The sequence below is a fragment of the Stenotrophomonas sp. ESTM1D_MKCIP4_1 genome (assembly GCF_003086895.1).
Taxonomy (GTDB): domain Bacteria; phylum Pseudomonadota; class Gammaproteobacteria; order Xanthomonadales; family Xanthomonadaceae; genus Stenotrophomonas.
Window position 1 is genome coordinate 19,480 of sequence record NZ_CP026004.1, and the last position, 21,577, is coordinate 41,056.

The 21,577-nt window shown below is 67.5% G+C and carries 15 protein-coding genes; 8 read left to right on the forward strand and 7 right to left on the reverse strand.

The window, feature by feature from the left end:
* Positions 1-80 precede the first annotated feature (80 nt).
* On the reverse strand, positions 81-1,283 hold the full coding sequence (locus C1924_RS00095) for an amino acid aminotransferase (protein WP_108763519.1): 1,203 nt from the start codon (positions 1,281-1,283) through the stop codon (positions 81-83).
* A gap of 168 nt (positions 1,284-1,451) precedes the next feature.
* On the opposite strand from C1924_RS00095, the gene C1924_RS00100 reads away from it, so the two are divergent.
* From C1924_RS00100 to C1924_RS00115, 4 genes are all read left to right on the forward strand, one after another.
* Positions 1,452-3,572: a TonB-dependent receptor gene (locus C1924_RS00100; RefSeq protein ID WP_108763520.1), complete on the forward strand. Its 2,121-nt coding sequence runs from the start codon at positions 1,452-1,454 to the stop codon at positions 3,570-3,572.
* A 122-nt stretch (positions 3,573-3,694) separates the two neighbouring features.
* Positions 3,695-5,983, forward strand: a complete 2,289-nt coding sequence (locus tag C1924_RS00105) for a TonB-dependent siderophore receptor (RefSeq protein WP_254051182.1) — start codon at positions 3,695-3,697, stop codon at positions 5,981-5,983.
* A 64-nt stretch (positions 5,984-6,047) separates the two neighbouring features.
* Entirely contained in the window at positions 6,048-6,779 is a 732-nt protein-coding gene (locus tag C1924_RS00110; RefSeq protein ID WP_108763521.1) for a response regulator transcription factor, read from the forward strand.
* Positions 6,772-8,166 carry an ATP-binding protein gene (locus tag C1924_RS00115; RefSeq protein WP_108763522.1) on the forward strand — a complete coding sequence of 465 codons (1,395 nt, stop codon included), beginning with the start codon at positions 6,772-6,774 and terminating at the stop codon, positions 8,164-8,166. Before C1924_RS00110 ends, C1924_RS00115 begins: the two co-directional genes overlap by 8 nt.
* A gap of 82 nt (positions 8,167-8,248) precedes the next feature.
* On the opposite strand, the gene C1924_RS00120 is transcribed toward C1924_RS00115, so the two are convergent.
* A complete protein-coding gene (locus C1924_RS00120) occupies positions 8,249-8,572 on the reverse strand; it encodes a hypothetical protein (protein WP_108763523.1) in 324 nt (107 codons plus the stop codon).
* A gap of 148 nt (positions 8,573-8,720) precedes the next feature.
* Here C1924_RS00120 and C1924_RS00125 point away from each other — a divergent pair, with 148 nt between their 5' ends.
* From C1924_RS00125 to ligD, 3 genes are all read left to right on the forward strand, one after another.
* Positions 8,721-9,119 (forward strand): hypothetical protein, encoded by a 399-nt coding sequence (locus tag C1924_RS00125; protein WP_108763524.1) that lies wholly within the window; start codon positions 8,721-8,723, stop codon positions 9,117-9,119.
* A gap of 99 nt (positions 9,120-9,218) precedes the next feature.
* A complete protein-coding gene (locus C1924_RS00130; RefSeq protein WP_108763525.1) occupies positions 9,219-10,148 on the forward strand; it encodes a Ku protein in 930 nt (309 codons plus the stop codon).
* A gap of 3 nt (positions 10,149-10,151) precedes the next feature.
* Entirely contained in the window at positions 10,152-12,614 is a 2,463-nt protein-coding gene (ligD, locus tag C1924_RS00135; protein WP_108763526.1) for a DNA ligase D, read from the forward strand.
* Between the two features lie 104 nt (positions 12,615-12,718).
* Here ligD and C1924_RS00140 read toward each other — a convergent pair whose 3' ends face one another.
* The 5 genes from C1924_RS00140 to adh form a co-directional block, all read right to left on the reverse strand.
* Entirely contained in the window at positions 12,719-15,520 is a 2,802-nt protein-coding gene (locus C1924_RS00140) for a TonB-dependent receptor (protein WP_108763527.1), read from the reverse strand.
* Positions 15,521-15,638: 118 nt separating this feature from the next.
* A complete protein-coding gene (locus C1924_RS00145) occupies positions 15,639-16,034 on the reverse strand; it encodes a hypothetical protein (RefSeq protein WP_108763528.1) in 396 nt (131 codons plus the stop codon).
* 96 nt (positions 16,035-16,130) lie between these two features.
* The gene (locus C1924_RS00150; protein ID WP_108763529.1) at positions 16,131-16,508 is read right to left on the reverse strand and encodes a DUF779 domain-containing protein; all 378 of its coding nucleotides are present in this window, start codon (positions 16,506-16,508) and stop codon (positions 16,131-16,133) included.
* A gap of 115 nt (positions 16,509-16,623) precedes the next feature.
* Positions 16,624-17,652 (reverse strand): alcohol dehydrogenase AdhP, encoded by a 1,029-nt coding sequence (adhP, locus tag C1924_RS00155; protein ID WP_108763530.1) that lies wholly within the window; start codon positions 17,650-17,652, stop codon positions 16,624-16,626.
* 75 nt (positions 17,653-17,727) lie between these two features.
* A complete protein-coding gene (adh, locus tag C1924_RS00160; RefSeq protein ID WP_108763531.1) occupies positions 17,728-19,266 on the reverse strand; it encodes an aldehyde dehydrogenase in 1,539 nt (512 codons plus the stop codon).
* A 238-nt stretch (positions 19,267-19,504) separates the two neighbouring features.
* Between adh and C1924_RS00165 the strand changes: the two genes are divergently transcribed.
* A complete protein-coding gene (locus C1924_RS00165) occupies positions 19,505-21,391 on the forward strand; it encodes a sigma-54-dependent Fis family transcriptional regulator (RefSeq protein ID WP_254051183.1) in 1,887 nt (628 codons plus the stop codon).
* The last annotated feature ends 186 nt before the right edge of the window (positions 21,392-21,577 follow it).

The following is a 21,577-nucleotide window of genomic DNA, read 5'->3' on the forward strand; positions in this document are numbered from 1 at the left end:
TGGGGGTGACAAAGGCGGAGGCAGGTGCAAAAACAAAGGCGCCTTTCGGCGCCTTTGTCTCAACACATTGCTGCGTTGCTTCAGCCCTTGGCGACGGTGGCCACGGCCTTGGCGACGTATTCCAGGTTGTTCTGGTTCAGCGCGGCCACGCAGATGCGGCCGGTGCCGACGGCATAGATGCCGAACTCGTCCCGCAGGCGTTCCACCTGCTCGCGGCTCAGGCCGGAGTAGGAGAACATGCCGGCCTGTTCGTTGATGAAACCGAACTGCGGCGCACCGGCAGCAGCGAGCTTCTCGACCAGGCCCTGGCGCAGGGCGTGGATGCGCTCGCGCATTTCGGTCAGTTCCTGCTCCCACATCGCACGCAGGTCCGGGTTGGTCAGCACGCCGGCCACCAGCGCGGCACCGTGGGTGGACGGGCTGGAGTAGATCGTGCGGATCACACGCTTGACCTGCGACTGCACGGCCTTCGCGTCAGCAGCGGTCGGGGCGACCATCGACAGCGCGCCCACGCGTTCGCCGTACAGCGAGAACGACTTGGAGTACGAGTTGGCGACGATGAAGCTGTCGATGCCGGCTTCGGCGATGATGCGCACGGCGGCGCCATCCTGCTCGATGCCCTTGTCGAAGCCCTGGTAGGCCATGTCGATGAAGGGGAACAGCTGCTTGTCCTTCAGGACCTGTGCCACCTGCTTCCACTGGCTGACGGTGAGGTCGGCGCCCGTGGGGTTGTGGCAGCAGGCGTGCAGCAGCACCACGGTGCCGGCCTGCAGCTTCTGCAGGTCGGCCAGCATGCCGTCGAAATCCACGCCATGGGTGGCGGCGTCGAAGTAGGTGTATTCGACCACGTCAAAGCCGGCGGCGCCGAACACCGCGCGATGGTTTTCCCAGCTCGGGTTGCTGATCGCGATGGTGGCGTGCGGCAGCAGCTTCTTCAGCACGTCGGCGCCGACACGCAGCGCACCGCTGCCACCGACGGTCTGTGCGGTGGTGACGCGGCCGGCAGCCAGCAGCGGCGAGTCCTTGCCGAACACCAGTTCGCGGGTCGCCTGCGTATAGGCAGGCAGGCCGTCGATCGGCAGGTAGCCACGCGGTTTGGCTTCGGTGGCGAGCTGCTGCTCGATCTGCTTGACGGCGCGAAGCAGCGGAATGCGGCCGCTCTCGTCGTAGTAGATGCCCACACCCAGGTTGACCTTGGTCGGGCGGCTGTCGGCGTTGTACGCCTCGGTCAGGCCCAGGATCGGGTCGCCCGGGACCAGTTCCACGTTTGCAAAGAAGGACACGGCGGTACTCGTTCTATTTGAGGGGGAGAAGAAGCGCGGGTCGCGAAGCTGCGGCCGGCGGCCGCAACCGTCCCATCGTAACAAAGCGTGCCACCGGCGCGGCGGCCATCGTCACGCTGCAGCCCGTACCATGGCGTGTTGTTTCCCCGCCGTGCGTGTAGCTGAACGATGAACGAGCCCCTGGCGCCCCACCGCCTGCCCCTGCTGATCGCCCTGCTGCCGCTGCCGGCACTGGCGCAGACCGCCGCCCCCGCCCCGCAGCAGTTGCCGACCGTGGAGGTGCAGGCCGCGCGGGTGCAGGGCATCGACCCGTTTGCGCTGCCGGCCAGCCAGGACACGGTGTGGGTGGGCGACGACCGCAGCGGACCCGGCGTGCAGGTGTCCGAGGCGCTGGCCGGGGTCCCCGGGGTGCTGGCACGTGACCGACAGAACTACGCGCAGGACACCCAGCTGTCGATCCGCGGCTTCGGCGCGCGCTCCACCTTCGGTGTGCGCGGCGTACGGGTGCTGATTGATGGCGTGCCCGCCACCATGCCCGATGGCCAGGGGCAGCTGTCGCACGCCAGCCTGCTTGGCGCCGAGCGCATCGAGGTGCTGCGCGGCCCGTTCTCCGCCCTGTACGGCAACTCCTCCGGTGGCGTGCTGCAGGTGTGGAGCGCGCAGGGCCAGGCCGGCGATCCGTGGCGGCTGCGGGTCAATGCCGGGGCCGACAACACCCTCAGCGTCGGCGCGCAGCTGCGCGGGGCCGGCCCGGTGATCGACTACAACATCGCCGCCAACCACTTCCATACCGATGGCTGGCGCGACCACAGCGAGGCACGGCGTGAATCGCTCAATGCACGGCTCGGCGCTGAAGTCGGTGGCGGCCGCCTGGAGCTGCTGCTCAATGCCCTTGATGCGCCTGACGCGCAGGACCCGCTGGGCCTGACCCGTGCACAGGTGGCGGCCGATCCGCGCCAGGCGACGGCAGTGGCCACGCAGTACAACACGCGCAAGTCGGTCCGGCAGCAGCAGGCGGGACTGCGCTGGACGCGCGAAAGCGGTGCCCAGCGCTGGCAGCTGATGGGCTACACCGGGCAGCGCGCGGTGACCCAGTTCCTGCCGATTCCGCCGACGGCGCAGGCCAACCCGCTGCATGCCGGCGGGGTGATCGACCTCGACGGCGGCTACGGCGGCCTGGATGCACGTTGGGGCTGGAAGGGCGATCTGGCCGGCCGCCCGCTGGATGTGGTGGCCGGCATCAGCGCCGACCGCCAGCGCCAGCACCGCACCGGCTACGAGAACTTCGTCGGCAGTACGCTGGGCGTGCGCGGACGCCTGCGCCGCGACCAGATCGACACCGTGCAGAACGTCGACCAGTTCACCCAGGCCTGGTGGCAGTGGAGCCCGCGCTGGTCGCTGCTGGCCGGCGTCCGCCACAGCAGCGTGCGCTTCACCTCGGACGACCGCTACATCACCGGCAGCAACCCCGACGACAGTGGCCGCCGCCGCTACGAGGCGACCACGCCGGTCGCCGGGGTCAGCTTCGAGGCCACGCCGCAGTGGCGCCTGCATGCGGCGGTCGGGCGGGGGTTCGAGACGCCTACGTTCAACGAGCTGGGCTACCGCAATGACGGCCAGGCCGGCCTGGCGCTGGATCTTTCGGCGGCCCGCAGCCGCAACATCGAGGTCGGAAGCAAGTGGCACGCGCAGAACGGAACCCAGCTCGATGTGAGCGTGTTCCGCGCCGTTACCGAAGATGAGCTGGCCGTTGCCAGCAATACCAATGGCCGCAGCACCTACCGCAACATCGGCCGCACCCGCCGACAGGGCGTGGAACTGCAGTACCACCAGCCGCTGGCCGAGCAGTGGGAACTGCAGCTGGCCTGGACCTGGCTGCAGGCGCAGGTGCGTTCGCCCTACCTGACCTGCGGCGGCAGCGGTTGCCGCGTGCCTGACACCGTGGTGGCCGCCGGCAGCCGCCTGCCGGGCGTGCCACGGCAGCAGGCCTTCGCCCGCCTGCAGTGGTCGCCAGGCGACTGGCAGTGGGCGCTGGAGGCCAATGCCAGCAGCGACACGGTGGTGAACGATCTGGCCACCGAACGTGCCCCGGGCTACGCCGTCCTCAATCTGGAAGCCGGCCGCCGCTGGACCCTGCCCGGTGGCGACCTGCGCGCGTTCGCGCGGCTGGACAACCTGCTGGACCAGGCCTACATCGGTTCGGTGATCGTCAACGATGGCAACGGTCGCTTCTACGAACCAGGCCCTGACCGCCGCGCCAGCGTGGGCGTGCAGTGGTCCTGGCGCTGACCGGTTACGACGCGCGGCGTTACATACGCTTACATCTTCACGAACCGGTAACGCAGCGGGCGTCGCTATCATGACGCAAATGGGAATCGATCCCATTTGAATCTCCGATAAGGACTCCCCCTGTGACTGCCGATGCCCTCACCCGCGCGGGCCTGCCGCGCGCTGCCCTGCCGTGTCCGCGTGCCATCGCGCTCGCCATTGCCCTGGCCCTGCCGCTGGCCGCCCAGGCCGATGCCAACCCCACCACACTGGATGGACTGGAAGTGACCGCGCGTCGCCAGTCGCAGGCTGACAGCTACACCCTGCCGGTCAGCAAGGCCGCCATCGGCCTGGACCTCAGCCTGCGGCAGACCCCGCAGTCGGTGACCACGGTGACCCGCCAGCAGATGGACGATCTGCAGATCGAATCGATCGACGACGTGCTGACCAGCACCACCGGCATCACCACCTATTCGCTGGACAACGCCGGCCGCACCACCTTCCGTGCGCGCGGTTTCGACATCGGCAACTTCAAGGTCGACGGCATGCTGGTCAACGGTGCCAGCAGCTTCAGCGGTGGCGGTGCCGCGCTGAACATGGACCTGTACGACCATGTGCAGGTGGTACGCGGTGCCAATGGCCTGCTCGGCGGCACCGGCGACCCCTCGGCCACGGTGTACCTCGAACGCAAGCGGCCGACCCGTGAGTTCGGTGGCGCCGCCGCGCTCACCCTTGGCAGCCATGACAAGCGCCGCCTGATGGGCGACGTGAATGTTCCGCTGACCGCCGATGGCCGCGTGCGCAGCCGCTTCGTGGTCAGTGCCGAGGACTCCGATACCTTCCGCCAGCGCGAGGACCTGCAGCGCCTGGGCGGCCTGGCCAGCTTCGAGGCCGATCTGGGTGACGCGACCGTGGTCAACCTGGGCGTGCAGTACGAACGCACCCGCAACGGGGGCGGCTCGTGGGGCAGCAACGTGCCGATCTGGTGGGCCGACGGCACCCGCACGAACCTGTCGCGCAGCACCAATCCGGCTGCCGACTGGAGCGTGGCCAAGCGTGACAACACCACGGTGTTCGGCAGTGTGGAACAGGGCCTGGGCGCGGACTGGACGCTTCGCGTGGCGTTCGCCCACGACAGTGGCGAGAGTTACACCAACTACGGTGTGGCCAAGGTCAACAACGCCGCCCGTGGCCAGGGCTTTGCCGGCTTCTGGAACCCCGATGGCAGCGGTGCCTTCCTCAACGCCATCCACAGCGAATCGGAAACCCGCCGCGACAACCTGGACATCAGCGTGAGTGGACCGCTGCAGCTGTTCGGCCGCGAGCACCAGCTGATGGCCGGCTTCAATGGCTACCGCAGCGAGATCACCGACTACACGTTCAGCGCCGCGCTGGGCAACTGCACCATCGCCGGCGTGGCCCCGTGGAGCGGCTGCCAGTACCGCGCGGTCGGCCTGCCGATCGATGACTGGCGGACCTGGGACGGCAGCTACGCGCCGTTCGAGACGTTCCGTACCCCGGCCCGCAGCAAGACCATCACCCAGAACCTGGGCGGTTACCTGGCCGGTCGTTTCAGTCTGGCCGAGCCGTTGTCGCTGGTGCTGGGCACCCGCGTGAGCAACTACAAGACCTATACCCAGACCTACACCCAGGCCAATGTGCGTACCCGTGGCGCGGCCAGCGGCGAACAGCAGGTGGTGACGCCGTATGCCGGCCTGGTGTGGGATTTCGCCAGCAACTACTCGGCCTATGTGAGCTACACCGATGTGTTCAGCCCGCAGGGCAATGTGCGTGATGCCAACGACACCCTGCTCGACCCGGTGACCGGCAAGAGCTACGAGGCCGGCATCAAGGGCGAATGGGCCGGTGGCGCACTGAATGCGGCGTTGGCCGTGTTCCGCAACGAACAGAACAACGTGGCCGAGAGCACCGGTGAAGTGCACCCGGATACCGGCTTCACCATCTACCGGGCGGTGGACGGTGTGAAGTCGAAGGGCGCCGACCTGGAGCTGTCCGGGCGCCTGGCCGAAGGCTGGAACGTGTATGCCGGCTACACCTGGCTGCAGGTGGACGGCCTGTCCTACCAGCAGGATCCGCGGCACCTGCTGCGCTTGAACACCGCGTGGACGCTGCCCGGTGCGCTGTCGAAGCTGACCGTGGGTGGTGGCCTGTCGATGCAGAGCGGCACGGTGATGTCGACCAACCCGGGGCGGCCGCTGGGCGGCGGCAGGTACGACGCCAGCAACCTGCCGATGGGTGGTTACACCCTGGTCAACCTGATGGCGCGCTACGCCCTGACCGACACCGTGCAGCTGGCGGTGAACGTGAACAACCTGACCGACAAGCTGTACTACAACCAGTACGGCTTCTACGACGGGCTGATCTTCGGCGAGCCGCGCACCACGACCTTCAGCATCCGCGCACGCTTCTGACCGTCGCTGCGTGGCACCGGCCTGCGCTCCTGCAGGCCGGTGCCGCATCTGGGAAGATGCCGCCATGGCAGAACCACGTACCCCCGACGCACGCATCCTGGTGGTCGATGATGATCCGGAGATCGGCACCCTGCTGGCCCAGTACCTGGGGCAGCACGGCCTGCAGACCGTCGTTGCCGGCGACGGCGACGGCATGCGCGCCGCCCTGGCGGCACAGACCTTCGATGCGGTGGTGCTGGACCTGATGCTGCCCGGTGAGGATGGGCTGGCGCTGTGCCAGCAGCTGCGCGCACAGACCGCCCTGCCGGTGATCATGCTGACCGCACGTGGCCGCCCGGCCGACCGCATCCTCGGTCTGGAACGCGGCGCCGATGACTACATGGCCAAGCCGTTCGACCCGCGTGAACTGCTGCTCCGGCTGCGCGCGGTACTGCGGCGGCAGGCGCCCGTACCGCCACCAGCGGCCGCGGACGTATCGCGGCTGCGCTTCTCCGGCTGGACCCTGGACCCGCGCACCCACCTGCTGCAGGCCGACGATGGCCGCCAGCACGTGCTGGGCGAGACGGATTTCAATGCGCTGCAGCTGTTCCTGCGGCATCCCGACGAAGTGCTCGAGCGCGATTTCCTGGTGGAGCAGGTGTACGGCCGAGACCGCATGCCGAGCGACCGCAGCATCGACATGTGCATCAGCCGGTTGCGGCAGATGCTCGAGCAGGACAGCCGGGCGCCGCTGCTGATCCGTACCGTGCGCAACCGGGGCTACTGCCTGGCCGGCCCGGTGCAGGCGGATGACTGAAACCCGCCTGGGGTGGCCGCGCACGTTGTATGGGCGGCTGGTACTGGTGCTGGTGGCGGGCATGCTGCTGGCGCAGCTGTTGACCGGCACGGTCTGGCATGACGCCCGTTACGAGCGGGTGGCCGAGATTCCCGCGCGGCTGGCTGCCGCGCATGTGGCGCAGACCCTGCGCCTGCTCGAGGTACCCGCCTCACCCCTGGCCGGTGCCGACCCTGCACTGCTGTCGACCGCAGACCTTCGCGTGCAGGCAGTGGACAATGGTGGCCACGTCCCGCTGAGCGCGCGCGACCGCGCGGTGGAGCAACTGCTGCGGACGTCGCTGGAAGGCGAACTGGGCAGCCCCCGCGAACTGCACCTGCAGCACCTGCGTCTGTACGATCCGGAGGGGCGCGAAGATGACAACGTGCTCTCGGCGCGCCATGTCGCCGGCCAGTTCCAGCTGCGCGTGCGCAGCGCGCAGGGGTACTGGCTGCAGTTCGACGTGCGCGAAGGCCAGGCCGGGCTGAAGCTGGAGCCGGCGCACGCACTGAGTGACTATCTGCTGCGTATCTATGGCCTGCGCACCCTGCTGATCGTCCTGTTGGCCCTGCTGGTGGTGCGCTGGCTGACCCGGCCGCTGACCCGGCTGGGGGCCGCTGCACAGGCGCTGGGTCGCAACCTGCACGCGCCGCCCCTGCCGCTGGAAGGCCCGCGCGAGGTGCGTCAGGCCGCGCAGGCGTTCAACCAGATGCAGCAGCAGCTGCAGCAGGCCGCTCGGGGGCGCGAGGAGCTGCTGGCGGCGGTCTCGCATGACCTGCGATCGCCGTTGACCCGGCTGCGCCTGCGTACCGAGCTGCTGGCCGATGAAGCCGCACGCACGCGTTGGCGGGCAGATCTGGACGACATGCAGGAGCTGGTCGACTCCATCCTTGATTACAGCAGCGCCACCCAGTTGCGTGGCGACCGCGAGCCGATCGACATCGGCGCCCTGCTGCGCACCGTGGCCGAGGACGCGCGCGAGGCAGGCCACGCCGTGCAGGTCCAGGTGGGCCGGATGGATGTGCCCTACGCCGGCTTCCCTCGCAGCCTGAAACGCGCGCTGGCCAACCTGCTGGACAACGCTGGGCGCTATGGCGGCGGCGCACAGGTCGAGGCGTGGGGGGATGCGCAGGCCATCCACATCACGATCGCCGACCAGGGGCCGGGCATACCGGCCGACCAGCGGGAGCGGATGCTGCAGCCCTTCCAGCGGCTGGAAGCTTCACGCAGTGCCCGCCATGGCGGCACCGGCCTGGGCCTGAGCATCGCCGTGGCGGTGGTGCAGGCCCATGGGGGACAGCTGGCGCTGGAAGATGGCGCCGACGGCGTCGGCCTGCGCGTGCGCATCACCCTGCCGCGCAGCCGGTAGTGCCGGCCGCTGGCCGGCAACACATCATCCGCCCGCATTGCGCGTTTGCCGGCCAGCGGCCGGCGCTACCGTCAAGGGATGTTCAATCCGGCGCCTTGGCCGGGACGAACGGTGAGGTCGGGTCGCTGGCCGGGAAGGTCTCCTCCAACGCCTGATCCTGATTGTCGCTGGCGTGCTGCTTGCGTTCACGACGCTTGAGCGGGCTTTCCTGCCCGCCGCGATGGCGATCCCCGCAGTCCTTGCGGTCCTGCGCGGCCTGTTCAGGGTGATGGACGGCCGGCAGCGCGTCTTCGTGCGGCGCCTGCATGCCGGAACCCCGGTCCTCGGCATCGGCCAGGTCGTGCTTGGCACGGGATTCCCCGGGTACGGGGGCATGGGTCTGGCGCAGCGGGTCACGGTGGGACATGGCGATTACCTGGCGTGTGGCGTGGCACCCCACTAAAGCGCGGTGCAGGTAAAGCCGCCGCGAACCCGGCGTCATGAACATCTCTGTCACGGCTGGATAACGGCACCGCCGGTATTCCTGCCCACCCGCCCTGCTGCAGGAGCCGGCCATGGCCCGTCTTGAACGCCCCGCCCCGTCCGTGTTCAACGCCCTGCTCGACCCGCTGGGACCGCGCACGCCCCCGCGTCGCGCGCGCCGGCACGAAGACCCGCAGGCGGTGGCCCAGGATTACCTGCAGTACATGCTCAGCGACTACGAGCGGCGCCGCGCCCACGGCCACCGCAACTGGCGCGATCTGTGCCCGGTCTACGCCTTTGCGCTCACCACTCACGCTGCCGACTGGCCGCGTGGCGGTGATGCCGACACCTGCGAGGAGCTGGCCGCGCACTGGGAGCAGATGCGCGGGCAGTCGCGGATGGGTTGGTCGCAGGCGCGTCCGGTCGTGGAAGACGCCTGGCGCGCGCTGGACCACATTCCGATGGCGGCGGTGCGGCCGCTGCTGCAGTAACACCGTCGCCGCGCGCCACCCGGCCTGCACGGGGTCGACACAGCCGTTTCACGGTGGTCGTCAGAAGCTGGCGGCCCCGTTGCAACTCAGGTGCGCGCCATGGCCCGCCCGATCTGGACCGGCACTCTCTCCTTCGGTCTGCTGAATGTGCCGGTGTCGCTGATGTCCGGCGAACGCAAGGTCGACCTGCAGTTCCGCATGCTTGATTCGCGCGACCGCAAGCCGATCCGCTTCGAGCGGGTCAATGCGGATACTGGCGAGGAAGTGCCATGGAAGGACATCGTCAAAGCCTACGAGTACGACAAAGGCAGCTACGTCGTGCTGGAAGAGGGCGATATCCGCTCGGCCGCACCGGAAAGCCATGAAACGGTGGAGGTGGAAACCTTCGTTGATGCCACCCAGATAGATCCGCGCTTCTACGAGAAGCCGTATCTCCTGCTGCCCGGCAAGAAGGCCGAGAAGGGCTACGTGCTGCTGCGCGAGACCCTGCGCGGCACCGGCAAGGCCGGCATCGCGCGGGTGGTGGTGCGCACCCGTGAGTACCTATGCGCGGTGATGCCGCAGGGGCATGCACTGGTGCTGATGATCCTGCGCTACCCGCAGGAACTGGTCGATCCGGAGGACTACAAGCTGCCCACCGGCAGCCTGGCCGACTACCGCATCACGGCGAAGGAATCGGCGATGGCCGGGCAGCTGATCGAATCGATGGCGGCCGACTGGGACCCATCGCAATACCACGACGAATTCCGCGAGCGCCTGCAGCAGGTGTTGAACAAGCGCATCAAGTCCAAGGGCGGTACCACCCAGGTGGAAGAGGAACCGGTGCCGCACGAGGATGCCACCACCAATGTGGTGGACTTCATGGCCCTGCTGCAGAAGAGCCTGGACGCCAACACGCGTACGCCGGCGAAGAAGACCGCCGCACGCAAGGCACCGGCGAAGAAGGCAGCAAAGAAGGCCGCGAAGAAGACTGCCAGCAAGGCGGGCAAGGCGACGAAGAAGGCTGCGCCGCGACGCAAGGCAGGTTGAGCCATGTCGCTGCACCAGTACCGCCGCAAGCGCCGCCTGGGCGGTGGCAGCGGGCAGACACCGGAACCGGATGATGGTCCAGCCGCAGGCAATCCGATGCGGCGCCCGCAGTTCGTCATCCAGCTCCACCACGCCAGCTCGCGACACTACGACTTCCGTCTGGAGATGGACGGGGTGCTGAAGAGCTGGGCGGTACCCAGGGGTCCCTCGCTGCGCGTGGGCGAAAAGCGCCTGGCGGTGGAAGTGGAGGACCATCCGTTGTCCTACGCCGGCTTCGAGGGCGACATTCCCGAAGGCCACTATGGCGCCGGCCACGTGCAGGTCTTCGACCATGGCAGCTGGGCCTGCGAAGGTGACCCGCTGCAGGCGCTGGCCGACGGCAAGATTGATTTCGTACTGCACGGACAGCGCCTGCACGGTGGTTGGAAACTGGTGCGCACCGCCATGAAAGGGCGACAGGTGCAGTGGCTGCTGATCAAGCGCGACGATGCCGAGGCGCGCGATGCCGAGGCCGATGATCTTCTGGAGCGCGCGATGCGATCCCCCAAGGCAGCAGGAAAGCCGGCGAAGAAACGTGCGCCCTCCACGGCACGCAAGGCGGACGCGCGCTGGCATGCGCGCGCGCTGAAACTGGCCGGTGCGCGCGACCATGCTTACCCGCGCGATTTCAGACCCCAGCTGACCGACCACCGCGATACCGCGCCCGACGGCGACCGTTGGCTGCACGAGATCAAATGGGATGGCTACCGCCTGCTGGCCGATCTGCACGAGGGCGAGGTGAAGCTGCGCTCGCGCAATGGCCTGGACTGGACAGCTGACTTTCCCGAAGTCGTGCAGGCCGTTCGTGCGCTGCCGGTACGTGACGCCCGCCTGGATGGTGAACTGGTGGTGCTCGATGCACAGGGACGCAGTGATTTCGCCGCCCTGCAACGCGTCATCGATGGCAGCTCGAAACAGCCGCTGCGCTACATCGCTTTCGATCTGCCGGGTGTCGCTGGCGTGGACATCAGCTGCGCGCCGTTGCGTGAACGCAAGGCCCTGCTGAAGGACCTGATCGGGCCGGAGCCAGGCACACTGGCCTTCAGCGAACACGTGGTCGACCACGGCCCGGCAGTGTTTGCCGCCAGTGGTGAGGCTGGCTACGAGGGCATCGTCAGCAAGCAGGTCGATGCGCCCTACGTGAACGCCCGCGCGCGCAGCTGGGTGAAGGTCAAGCACGAAGACACCGACGAATTCGTCATCGTCGGCCACACCGCGCCCAAGGGCAGCCGCGTCGGCTTCGGGTCGCTGCTGCTGGCCACGCCCGATGCCGGTGGCCTGCGCTATGTGGGCCGGGTCGGCACCGGCTTCGACGATGAAGGGTTGAAGGCGCTGACTACCGTCTTGGCGCCCCTGGCCGTGAAAACACCGGTACTGGAACTGCCGGCCCATGTCCCGTTCCGCGCCGCCAGCGTGCGCTGGGTCAGGCCCGTGGTGGTGGCCGAGGTCGCCTTCCGTGGCTGGGGCAAGGAAGGGCTGCTGCGCCAGGCCAGCTTCAAGCGCCTGCGCAGCGACAAGCAGCAGGAGGACCTGGGCATGGCACAGGCGCGGGGCAACGATGAAACGGCAGTGGCCATCAGCCATCCCGAACGGGTGGTGTACCCCAGGCAGAAATTCAGCAAGGGCGATGTGGCTGCGTACTACCGGCAGATGGCGCGCTGGATCCTGCCGGAGATTGCCGGCCGCCCGCTGTCGCTGCTGCGCTGCCCCGATGGGGTCGGCAAGGCCTGCTTCTTCCAGAAGCACCACGGCTCGGGCCTGGGCGATGCCGTGCACGCGGTGCCGCTGCAGCAGAAAAGCGGGCGCGAGGACTACGTCCATATCGACGATGCGCGCGGCCTGCTGCAGCTGGTACAGATGAATACATTGGAGCTGCACCCGTGGGGCGCGACGGTGGCCGACCCGGAGCATCCGGACCGCCTGGTGTTCGATCTGGATCCCGGCGAAGGCGTGAGCTGGGCACAGGTGAAATCGGGCGCGCGCGATGTGCGTGACCGTTTGCTGCAGGTGGGCCTGCAGAGTTTCGTGCGGCTGTCCGGCGGCAAGGGTGTGCACGTGGTGGTGCCGCTGCAGCCCAAGGCGGACTGGGAACAGGCCAAGGCATTCTGCGAAGCCTTCGCTCAGGCGATGGCACTGGAGCAGCCCGACCGTTACGTGGCGACGATGAGCAAGGCCAAGCGCAGCGGTGTCATCTTCATCGACTGGCTGCGCAACACGCGCGGCGCCACCAGCGTGTGTTCGTGGTCGCTGCGGGCACGCGAAAGTGCCGGCGTGGCGGTGCCATTGCGTTGGGAGGAACTGGCCAGGGTGGGCGCCGCCGATGCGTTTCCGCTGGCCAAGGCGCTGGCGAGGGCCAAGCGCCTGAAAGGTGATCCTTGGCAAGGGATCGAACGCCTGAAGCAGGTGTTGCCGGCCACCGATTTGTAGAGCCGAGCCTATGCTCGGCTTCCGTGTCCACGATCAGAAGCAGCCGAGCATGGGCTCGGCTCTACAGGGAAGGCGGCGCGCGAACACGCCGCCTCCTGCGTCTATCAGAAATCCGCGCGGATGCCGAAGGTGACGCGGCGCCCGGAGAACTCGTACTGGGTCGGGAAGGCCTTGTCGATCGTATAGCCGCTGGTTTTCTCGTCCAGCAGGTTGATCGCCTCCAGGTTCAGCTTCCAGGTGTCATTGAGGCGGAAGCCGATCGACGCATCCAGCTGGCCATAGGCATCGCGGTAGACCGGATACATGTTCAGGTGGATGTACTCGACGTACTTGTCCTTGTAGTTGTACGAGGCGCGCGCGCTGAAGCGGTCGTTCTCGTAGTACAGGGTGAAGTTGTACGCCTTCTCGGCCAGGCCTTCCGGCGGCGTGGGGATATCCAGGTCCGAGGCACCGGTCAGCGAGTTGTCCAGCTGGGTGTAGTTGGCGTTGATGCCCCAGCCTTCCAGCGCCGGGTGCAGCATCGACAACGGCAGCTGCGCCACCAGTTCGACGCCGGTCACCTTGTAGGAACCCTCGGCGTTGACCGGCTGGTAGACCTCGAAGTCGTAGTAGCCGTCCAGAGAGCCGTTGGCGTTGAGCTTTTCCACGTTCGGCACGATGCCGGTCAGCGACTGCCGCACCACGCCGTCGATCTTCTTGGAGAAGTAGGACGCCGCCAGCAGGCCACCATTCTGCAGGTACTTTTCCAGGCCCACTTCCCACTGCTTGGCGGTGGTCGGCTTCAGTGCCGGGTTGCCGTCCATGAAGCGGAAGCTGCTCCAGCTCACGGTGCGCCGGTAGGCGATGTCGGTCAGCGACGGACGCATCAGGGTTTCAGAGGCGGCGCCACGCAGCACCAGGCCGTCGGCGATCTCGGCGGTCATGTTGAAGCTGGGCAGGATCTTGCTGTAATCGCCGCTGCTGGAGATCGGCGTCGGCGTGTAGCCGCTGCTGCCATCGGCATTCTGCACCGGGTGGAAGCCGGCCGAATCGACGTCGGTGTCGATCGAGCGCACACCCAGGTTGGCGTACACCGGCACGCTGCCGATGTCGAAGTAGAAATCGGCCATGGCATACAGCGCCAGGGTCTTCTCCTTCACTTCGTAGTACTGGCCTGGGTCGATCGGGGTTTCATAGCCCGGGTAGCGGAAGGTGGCGCGTGCATAGGCATTGGAGACCTGCTGCCAGTCCAGATCGCTGGGCCGGTAGGCGCCGCCCGGCGCCAGCTGGCTGATCCACATCGGGTTGCTGTCGGCCAAGGTGCGGGTGTTCACCCATGCCGTACTGCCGGCCGTCGGGCCCTGGATCTTGCCGCTGCCGAATGCGCGTTCCTTGGTCTTGTCGGTGTAGCGCGCGCCGAACTGCAGTGCATTCAACGCCGGGAAGAAGGCCAGGTTCATCTGCCGGCGCAGGTCGAGCTGCGCGGCGTACTTGTCATCCTTCACCTGTTCCACTTCGGTTTCGTATGCCTCGAACAGATACTTGTCCGCCGCGTTGTACATGTCGAAACCGCCGGTGGTGCTCGGCACGGTCTCGCCGCCATTGCCGGTCCAGCGCGTGCGCGACGGTGCGTAGGCCACGTGCTTGAGGTTGGCGTAGTCCGAATCCTTGCGCGCACCGGAGTAGCCCACCAGCGCATCGATATCCCAGCCGCCCACCTTCCAGTCCAGCTTGGTGCTGAACTGGCGGTAGTCGGTGTTGGCGTTGCGCTCCTTGCTGAGGATCTCGTGCTGGGTGGCGGTGTAGGCCACGTCCTTCAGCACGGTGATGCCGTAGGCGCCCAGGGTGGTGTTGTCGTAGTCGTAGATGCGGTCCAGCGTGCTGCGGCTGGATGCCGAGTAGGCGGCGGCATCGTACTCGTCCTCGTGCGTGTCATAGCCGCCGAACATCGCATCGAAGCTGAGCGAGAAGGTATCGCTGGGCTTGAACTGCAGCGACGCGGTGGCGCCCCACTGGTCCTGCTCGTTGAGGTAGACGCGGTCGCCGACCTTGTCCTGGAAGATGATGCGACTGGTCTCGTCCTTGTCCATGCGGTCCTGCACGACGATGCCGGCATGCCGCGCCAGCACGGCGGCAGCCTGCGAGCTGCGCGTACCCGATGCTTCCAGGAAGCGGCCCATCGGCCGGAAGTTGATGCCCGAGTTGGAATCGGTGCGGTTGCTGCGCTTGGCCTTGGAGAAGGACACCAGGCCACCCCAGTCGCCCCAGGTATCGCTGGCGAGGAAGGAGATCTTCGGGTCGATCTTGCCGTTGATCGAGTTGTGCGAGGCTTCGGCAGAGGCACTGAACTTCGGTTCGGGGAAGTCGAACGGCTTGGCCGTTTCGATGTAGACCGAACCGGCAATGCCGCCCTCTTCGTCGGCGGCGGTCGGCGACTTCTGCACGGTCACCGTCTGCACCACGTCGGCAGCGAAGATGTCGAACTGCACGTCGCGCCCACCACTGCCCGAGGCGGTGGCGAGGTTGTTGATGGATACCAGGGTGAACTCGCTGGGCAGGCCCCGCACGCTGACCTTGCTGCCCAGGCCCTTGTTGCGCTCGATGGTCACACCCGGCATGCGCTGCAGCGCTTCGGCCAGGTTCTGTTCGGGAAAATCGGCGACGTCGGTGGCGACGATCGAATCCGAGAAACCGATGTTGGCGCGCTTGAGGTCGACCGCGCGCTCCAGGCTCCTGGCATAGCTGCCGGAAACGGTGACGGTGTCCAGCTGCTGCAGCTGCTCACGGGTATCGCCATCGGCGGCTTCTTCCGCCATTGCATCGATGGGCAGTACGGCCAGGCCGCCGATCAGCACCGCATGCACGGCGCGGGACAAAAGCTTCGCATGGGGGGCCGCAGCAACGGCCTCCCGGATCTGGTGACGCATCGGATGGTTTCCCGGTTCCCTGTGGTGTCTTACGCCGCGCCTGCCCCTTTATCCGTGGGTGCAGGCCCCTGCGCCGCGTTGCCGACGTTCGGCGGGCACCGAGCCTAGGGGGGAATTGTTAAGCCTGTGTTGCGCTGCGGGAAGGACGACGGCCGAACCACCAGCCGCCGATCAGTTGCACCGGCAGGGAAAGCAGCAGGACGATGGCGAACCAGCGCGGGAAGTCGCCGCCCATCACCCACAGTCCATAGCCGCTGCCGACGACCAGCAGCGCCCAGATCGAGGTGCCGTGCGCACGCGGCCAGCATGGCGCGTAATAGGTCGCGAAGGCGATGCCGGCGATGCCGCCGAGTACGGTGAAGACCAGGTCCCAGCCCAGTTGTGCTTCGCTGCCGGGATGCAGGCCGAACAGCGACGGCAGCCAGCCGCCGGCACTGCTGACCAGGGCGAGCGCGAGCAGCGCGCCGACCAGGGCGACGACGGACAGGAAAGCAGTCTTAAGCATCTCGGGCATGCGCGCATTGTACGGCGCGCGCGACGGTAGAGCCGAGCCCATGCTCGGCTGGCGAATGTGGAAAGCCGCCGAGCATGGGCTCGGCTCTACAGGGGCTCAGGCCTTGCCGGCGGCCTGCAGCGCGGCGAATTCCTCATCGCTGAACAGCCGTGAGCGCACCAGGAAGCGCACGCCCTCGCCGTTCTCAAGCGAGAACATGCCACCACGTCCGGGTACCACGTCGATGATCAGCTGCGTGTGCTTCCAGTACTCGAACTGCGAGGGACTGATGTGGAATGGTGCGCCGCCGATCTCGCCCAGGCAGACGTCGCGGTCGCCGACGATGAAATCGCCCTGCGCAAAGCACATCGGCGAGGAACCATCGCAGCAGCCACCGGACTGGTGGAACAACAACGGCCCATGCCGCGCACGCAGCTTTTCGATCAGCTGCAGCGCCGCGAGCGTGGCGATGACCTGGTGCGGAAGTTCATTCATGGTGGCCTCGTTCGGGGGTCGGATCCCTCTGCCGGTGGCAGAGGGATCCGACCCCTTGCACGGCCGCCGCGCCCGTGGGAGAGGGGGACGGGCGCGGCAGCCATGCGCGGGAGGGTCAGGCAGCGAAGTCCAGGACCACGCGCCCTTCGATGGTGCCGGCATGCATGCGCGCAAACACGTCGTTGATGTTTTCAAGGCGGTCGGTGCTGACCGTTGCGGCGACCTTGCCTTCGGCAGCGAACTGCAGCGATTCCTGCAGGTCCAGTCGCGTGCCGACGATCGAGCCGCGTACGGTGACGCCGTTGAGCACCATACCGAAGATGTCCAACGGGAAGTTGCCCGGCGGAAGGCCGTTCAACGACACCGTGCCACCCCGGCGGACCATGCCCAGCGCCTGCTCGAACGCCTTGGGTGATACCGCGGTGACCAGCGCGCCGTGCGCACCGCCGATCTCCTTCTTCAGGAACGCGGCCGGGTCGGTGGTGCGGGCGTTGACGGTGACCTGCGCACCCAGCCGACGGGCCAATGCCAGCTTGCCATCATCGACGTCGATGGCCGCCACGTTCAGGCCCATCGCCCGTGCGTACTGCACTGCCATGTGGCCCAGGCCGCCGATGCCGGAAATGGCGACCCAATCACCGGGCTTGGTATCGGTGACCTTCAGGCCCTTGTAGACGGTCACCCCGGCGCAGAGCACCGGCGCGATCTCCACGAAGCCCACTTCCTTCGGAAGCAGGCCGACATAGTTGGCATCGGCCAGTGCGTACTCGGCGAAGCCGCCGTTGACCGAGTAGCCGGTGTTGCGCTGCGTTTCGCACAGCGTTTCCCAGCCACCCAGGCAATGTTCGCAATGGCCACACGCCGAGTACAACCAGGGGATGCCGACCCTGTCGCCTTCCTTGACGTGCCCTATCCCGCCTCCCACGGCCACGACGTGCCCCACGCCCTCGTGGCCGGGGATGAACGGCGGGTTCGGTTTCACCGGCCAGTCGCCCTCGGCGGCGTGCAGGTCGGTGTGGCAGACGCCGCAGGCCTCGATTCTGACCAGTACCTCGCCCGCCCCCGGGCGCGGTACCACGACTTCCTCGATGACCAGCGGCTTGCCGAACTCACGGACAACGGCGGCCTTCATGGTTCTATTCATGCGGTTTTCTCCGTAGTGCGCTTGCAGACAGGATGGCGCCGGCCTCATGCCCGCGCCTTGATCCCGATCAATTCTTCAGAAGAAGCCCAGCTTCTTCGGCGAGTAGCTGACCAGCAGGTTCTTGGTCTGCTGGTAGTGGTCGAGCATCATCTTGTGGTTCTCACGACCGATGCCCGACTGCTTGTAGCCGCCGAACGCCGCGTGCGCGGGATACGCGTGGTAGCAGTTGGTCCACACGCGCCCGGCCTGGATTGCCCGGCCCATGCGGTACAGGCGCGAGGCATCGCGGCTCCACACGCCGGCACCGAGGCCGTACAGCGTGTCGTTGGCGATCTGCAGCGCTTCTTCTTCGGTCTTGAAGGTGGTCACCGCCACCACCGGCCCGAAGATCTCCTCCTGGAAGATGCGCATGCGGTTGTGGCCCTTGAACACCGTGGGCTTCACGTAATAGCCGCCGGCCAGATCGCCGCCCAGCCTGTTCTGCTCACCACCGATCAGTACTTCGGCCCCTTCCTGCTTGCCGATATCGATGTAGGACAGGATCTTTTCCAGCTGCTCGGAGGAGGCCTGCGCACCGATCATGGTGTCCGGGTCCAGCGGGTCACCCTGCTTGATCGCCGCCACGCGCTTGAGCACGCGTTCCATGAAGCGTTCGTAGATGGATTCCTGCACCAGCGCACGCGACGGGCACGTACACACTTCGCCCTGGTTGAGCGCGAACAGCACGAAGCCCTCCACCGCCTTGTCGAGGAAATCATCATCCTCGGCCATCACGTCGGCGAAGAATATGTTGGGCGATTTGCCACCCAGTTCCAGCGTCACCGGAATCAGGTTCTGGCTGGCGTACTGCATGATCAGGCGGCCGGTGGTGGTTTCCCCGGTGAAGGCGATCTTGGAGATGCGCGGGTTGCTGGCCAGCGGCTTGCCCGCTTCCAGGCCGAAGCCGTTGACGATGTTGAGCACGCCTGGCGGCAGCAGGTCGCCGATGATCTCCATCAGCACCAGGATCGAGGCCGGTGTCTGCTCGGCCGGCTTGAGCACCACGCAGTTGCCGGCGGCCAGTGCCGGGGCCAGCTTCCACGCGGCCATCAGCAGCGGGAAATTCCACGGGATGATCTGCCCCACCACCCCCAGCGGTTCGTGGAAGTGGTAGGCCACGGTGTCCTTGTCGATCTCCGACAGGCTGCCTTCCTGCGCGCGCACCGCACCGGCGAAGTAGCGGAAGTGATCGACCATCAGCGGAATGTCGGCGTTGAGCGTTTCGCGGATCGGCTTGCCGTTGTCCCAGGTCTCGGCACGGGCGATCAGTTCCAGGTTCTGCTCGATGCGGTCGGCAATGCGGTTGAGGATGTTGGCGCGTTCGGTGGTGGAGCGCTGGCCCCAGTCGGCCTTCGCGGCGTGGGCAGCGTCCAGTGCCGCTTCGATGTCCTCGGCATTGGAACGCGCTACCGAGGTGAGCACCTTGCCGGTGATGGGCGTGGTGTTTTCGAAGTACTGGCCGCTGCGCGGTGCCACCCACTGTCCGCCGATGTAGTTGTCGTAGCGGGGCTTGAACAGTGAGCGCGGGTCGGCCGGGTCGGCCGGGAGGGGCGAGGGCGAGGCAACGGCATTCATGGTGGGCACTCCTTGGATGGCCCGGACAACCCGTGGCCTTCGCCCCATACCGCAACGAGCGTGCCAACCCTGCCTGTGCTGCGCCGCGTCACGATGCGCGGCGGCGCGGCTGTTGAAGCCTCCAGCGCAGGATGCGGCGGTGCACCACCGGTCGTCATCGCAACTGAAGCCGGGATGTGCTTTTAATCGGAACAGTGCCCGCAACAACTGTCGCAGAATGCGACACAGGAGTGACAGGGTGTCCCAGCCGAGTCTTCCCGAGCGCGTCGGTGGCGCGCGCCGCGCCTTCTTCGAGCGCGGCGCATCGCCGGCAGGCGCCGTGCCTGACGCCATCCTGCAATCCTGGCGACGCTGCCAGCGCCAGGGCCTATCGGCGGACGCGCGGCCCGATGTGGCCCCTGTGCCGGAACTGTCGCTGCGTGAACTGCGCCAGCGCCGCGAACGCCTGTGGCGGTTGGCCCGGCCAGAGCTGGAAGGGCTGGCAGGCTCGTTGTCCAGCAGCGACGGCATCGTGCTGCTCACCGACGAAGAAGGCTGGGTACTGGATGCCGAGGGCAGCAACAGCTTCCTGGACCGGGCCGGACAGGTCGCCTTGATGCCCGGCGTGCGCTGGGATGAAGGCACGGTGGGCACCAATGCCATCGGCACCGCCATCGTCGAAGGCCGTGCCCTGCAGGTGCGCGGCGGCGAACACTTCTTCGCGCCGCACGGCATCCTCACCTGTTCGGCCACGCCGATCTTCGATCCGTTCGGCCAGCGCGTCGGTGTGCTCGACATCTCCGGCGATGCGCGCCATGCCCACCTGCATGCGCTGGCGCTGGGCCGGCAGGCGGTGGACCAGATCGAGCACCGTTACTTCGCCGATGGACTGGACGACTGCGAGCTGCTGCACCTGCACGCCCAGCCACTGCTGCTGGGCAGCCCGCGCGAGGCCCTGCTCGGTTTCCGCAATGGCCGTCTGGTGGCGGCCAACCGGGTCGGGCTGGGCCTGTTCGGGCTGGACCGCCACGACATTGGACGGGCGTCCTATGAGGCGCTGTTCGACCAGCCGCTGTCGCGCCTGCATGACGACGGCATGTTGCTGGACCGCCAGGGGCGTGCGCTGCATGGCCATGCGGACGGCCGCCGCCGGATGCGCAGCGACAGAGCGGTGGTCGCCCGTGCACCCCGCCTGACACCTGCGGCCGCCGCCACGGTCGTGCTGGCCGCCCCCGGCACCGTGCTGGCCACGCCGGTACAGCAGCAGCTGCGCCAGGCCGTGCGGGTGCTCGATGCCGGCTTGCCGGTGCTGGTGCAGGGTGAAACCGGCACCGGCAAGGAAGTGTTCGCACGCGAACTGCATCGCCGTTGCGCGCGCGCCGGCCAGCCATTGGTGGCAGTGAACTGCGCGGCCCTGCCGGAGGGCCTGATCGAAGCAGAGCTGTTCGGTTACGAAGAAGGCGCGTTTACGGGTGCGCGCCGGCAGGGCAGTACCGGCCTGCTGCGGCAGGCGCAGGGCGGGGTACTGTTCCTCGACGAGATCGGCGACATGCCGCTGGCCCTGCAGCCGCGCCTGCTGCGCGTACTGCAGGAACGCGAGCTGTCACCCCTGGGCGGGGGCCGCCCGGTGAAACTGGATTTCGCCCTGGTGTGTGCCAGCCACTGCGATCTGCAGCAGGCCGTGGCCGAGGGGCGCTTTCGCGCCGATCTGTACTACCGCATCGCCGACCACGTGGTGCACCTGCCGGCCCTGCGCGAGCTGGACGAGCGTGGCGCGCTGCTGCAGGCGCTGTGGACACCGATCGCACAGGGCCGTGTGTTGCAGGGCGAGGTGCTGGAGGTGCTGCAGCGGCAGCGTTGGCCGGGCAACCTGCGGCAGCTGCAGGCCTGCCTGCGCACGCTGGTGGCGTTGAGTGAGCCGGGTGAGCAGATCACCGCCGCCCATCTGCCTGCCGAACTGTTGAAGGCGCCGGCGGCCCCGGTGACCGCCATGAATCCCGTGCAGGGTGGGCTGCGTGACATCGCCGAGGACGTGATGCGCCAGGCCCTGCAGGTTGCCGACGGCAATGTCTCTGCTGCGGCCAGGCGGCTGGGTATCAGCCGCAGCACGCTGTACCGGCGGCTGGGCCAACCCGCCACGCGCTGAGCGCGCGACGGGCCTGCATGTTCGACGTCCGCGATGGGGTGCGCGGGCTTGATGCCTGCGGCGCGTATGCGGATGTGGCGCCTGCGCTGGGGCGCATGGGCTGGATGTCTGCTTTGCGTAGAGTCGAGCTTGCTCGACTGTCGCTGTCTCGTAGAGTCGAGCTTGCTCGATTGGCTCCTCGCGAAC

Excerpts from the sequence above, each read along its gene's own strand:
- C1924_RS00100 (WP_108763520.1), top strand. The coding sequence starts at position 1,452 with ATGAACGAGCCCCTGGCGCCCCACCGCCTGCCCCTGCTGATCGCCCTG.
- C1924_RS00130 (WP_108763525.1), top strand. The coding sequence starts at position 9,219 with ATGGCCCGCCCGATCTGGACCGGCACTCTCTCCTTCGGTCTGCTGAAT.
- C1924_RS00125 (WP_108763524.1), top strand. The coding sequence starts at position 8,721 with ATGGCCCGTCTTGAACGCCCCGCCCCGTCCGTGTTCAACGCCCTGCTC.
- C1924_RS00115 (WP_108763522.1), top strand. The coding sequence starts at position 6,772 with ATGACTGAAACCCGCCTGGGGTGGCCGCGCACGTTGTATGGGCGGCTG.
- C1924_RS00145 (WP_108763528.1), bottom strand. The coding sequence starts at position 16,034 with ATGCCCGAGATGCTTAAGACTGCTTTCCTGTCCGTCGTCGCCCTGGTC.
- C1924_RS00150 (WP_108763529.1), bottom strand. The coding sequence starts at position 16,508 with ATGAATGAACTTCCGCACCAGGTCATCGCCACGCTCGCGGCGCTGCAG.
- C1924_RS00110 (WP_108763521.1), top strand. The coding sequence starts at position 6,048 with ATGGCAGAACCACGTACCCCCGACGCACGCATCCTGGTGGTCGATGAT.
- C1924_RS00140 (WP_108763527.1), bottom strand. The coding sequence starts at position 15,520 with ATGCGTCACCAGATCCGGGAGGCCGTTGCTGCGGCCCCCCATGCGAAG.
- adhP (WP_108763530.1), bottom strand. The coding sequence starts at position 17,652 with ATGAATAGAACCATGAAGGCCGCCGTTGTCCGTGAGTTCGGCAAGCCG.
- C1924_RS00120 (WP_108763523.1), bottom strand. The coding sequence starts at position 8,572 with ATGTCCCACCGTGACCCGCTGCGCCAGACCCATGCCCCCGTACCCGGG.
- ligD (WP_108763526.1), top strand. The coding sequence starts at position 10,152 with ATGTCGCTGCACCAGTACCGCCGCAAGCGCCGCCTGGGCGGTGGCAGC.
- adh (WP_108763531.1), bottom strand. The coding sequence starts at position 19,266 with ATGAATGCCGTTGCCTCGCCCTCGCCCCTCCCGGCCGACCCGGCCGAC.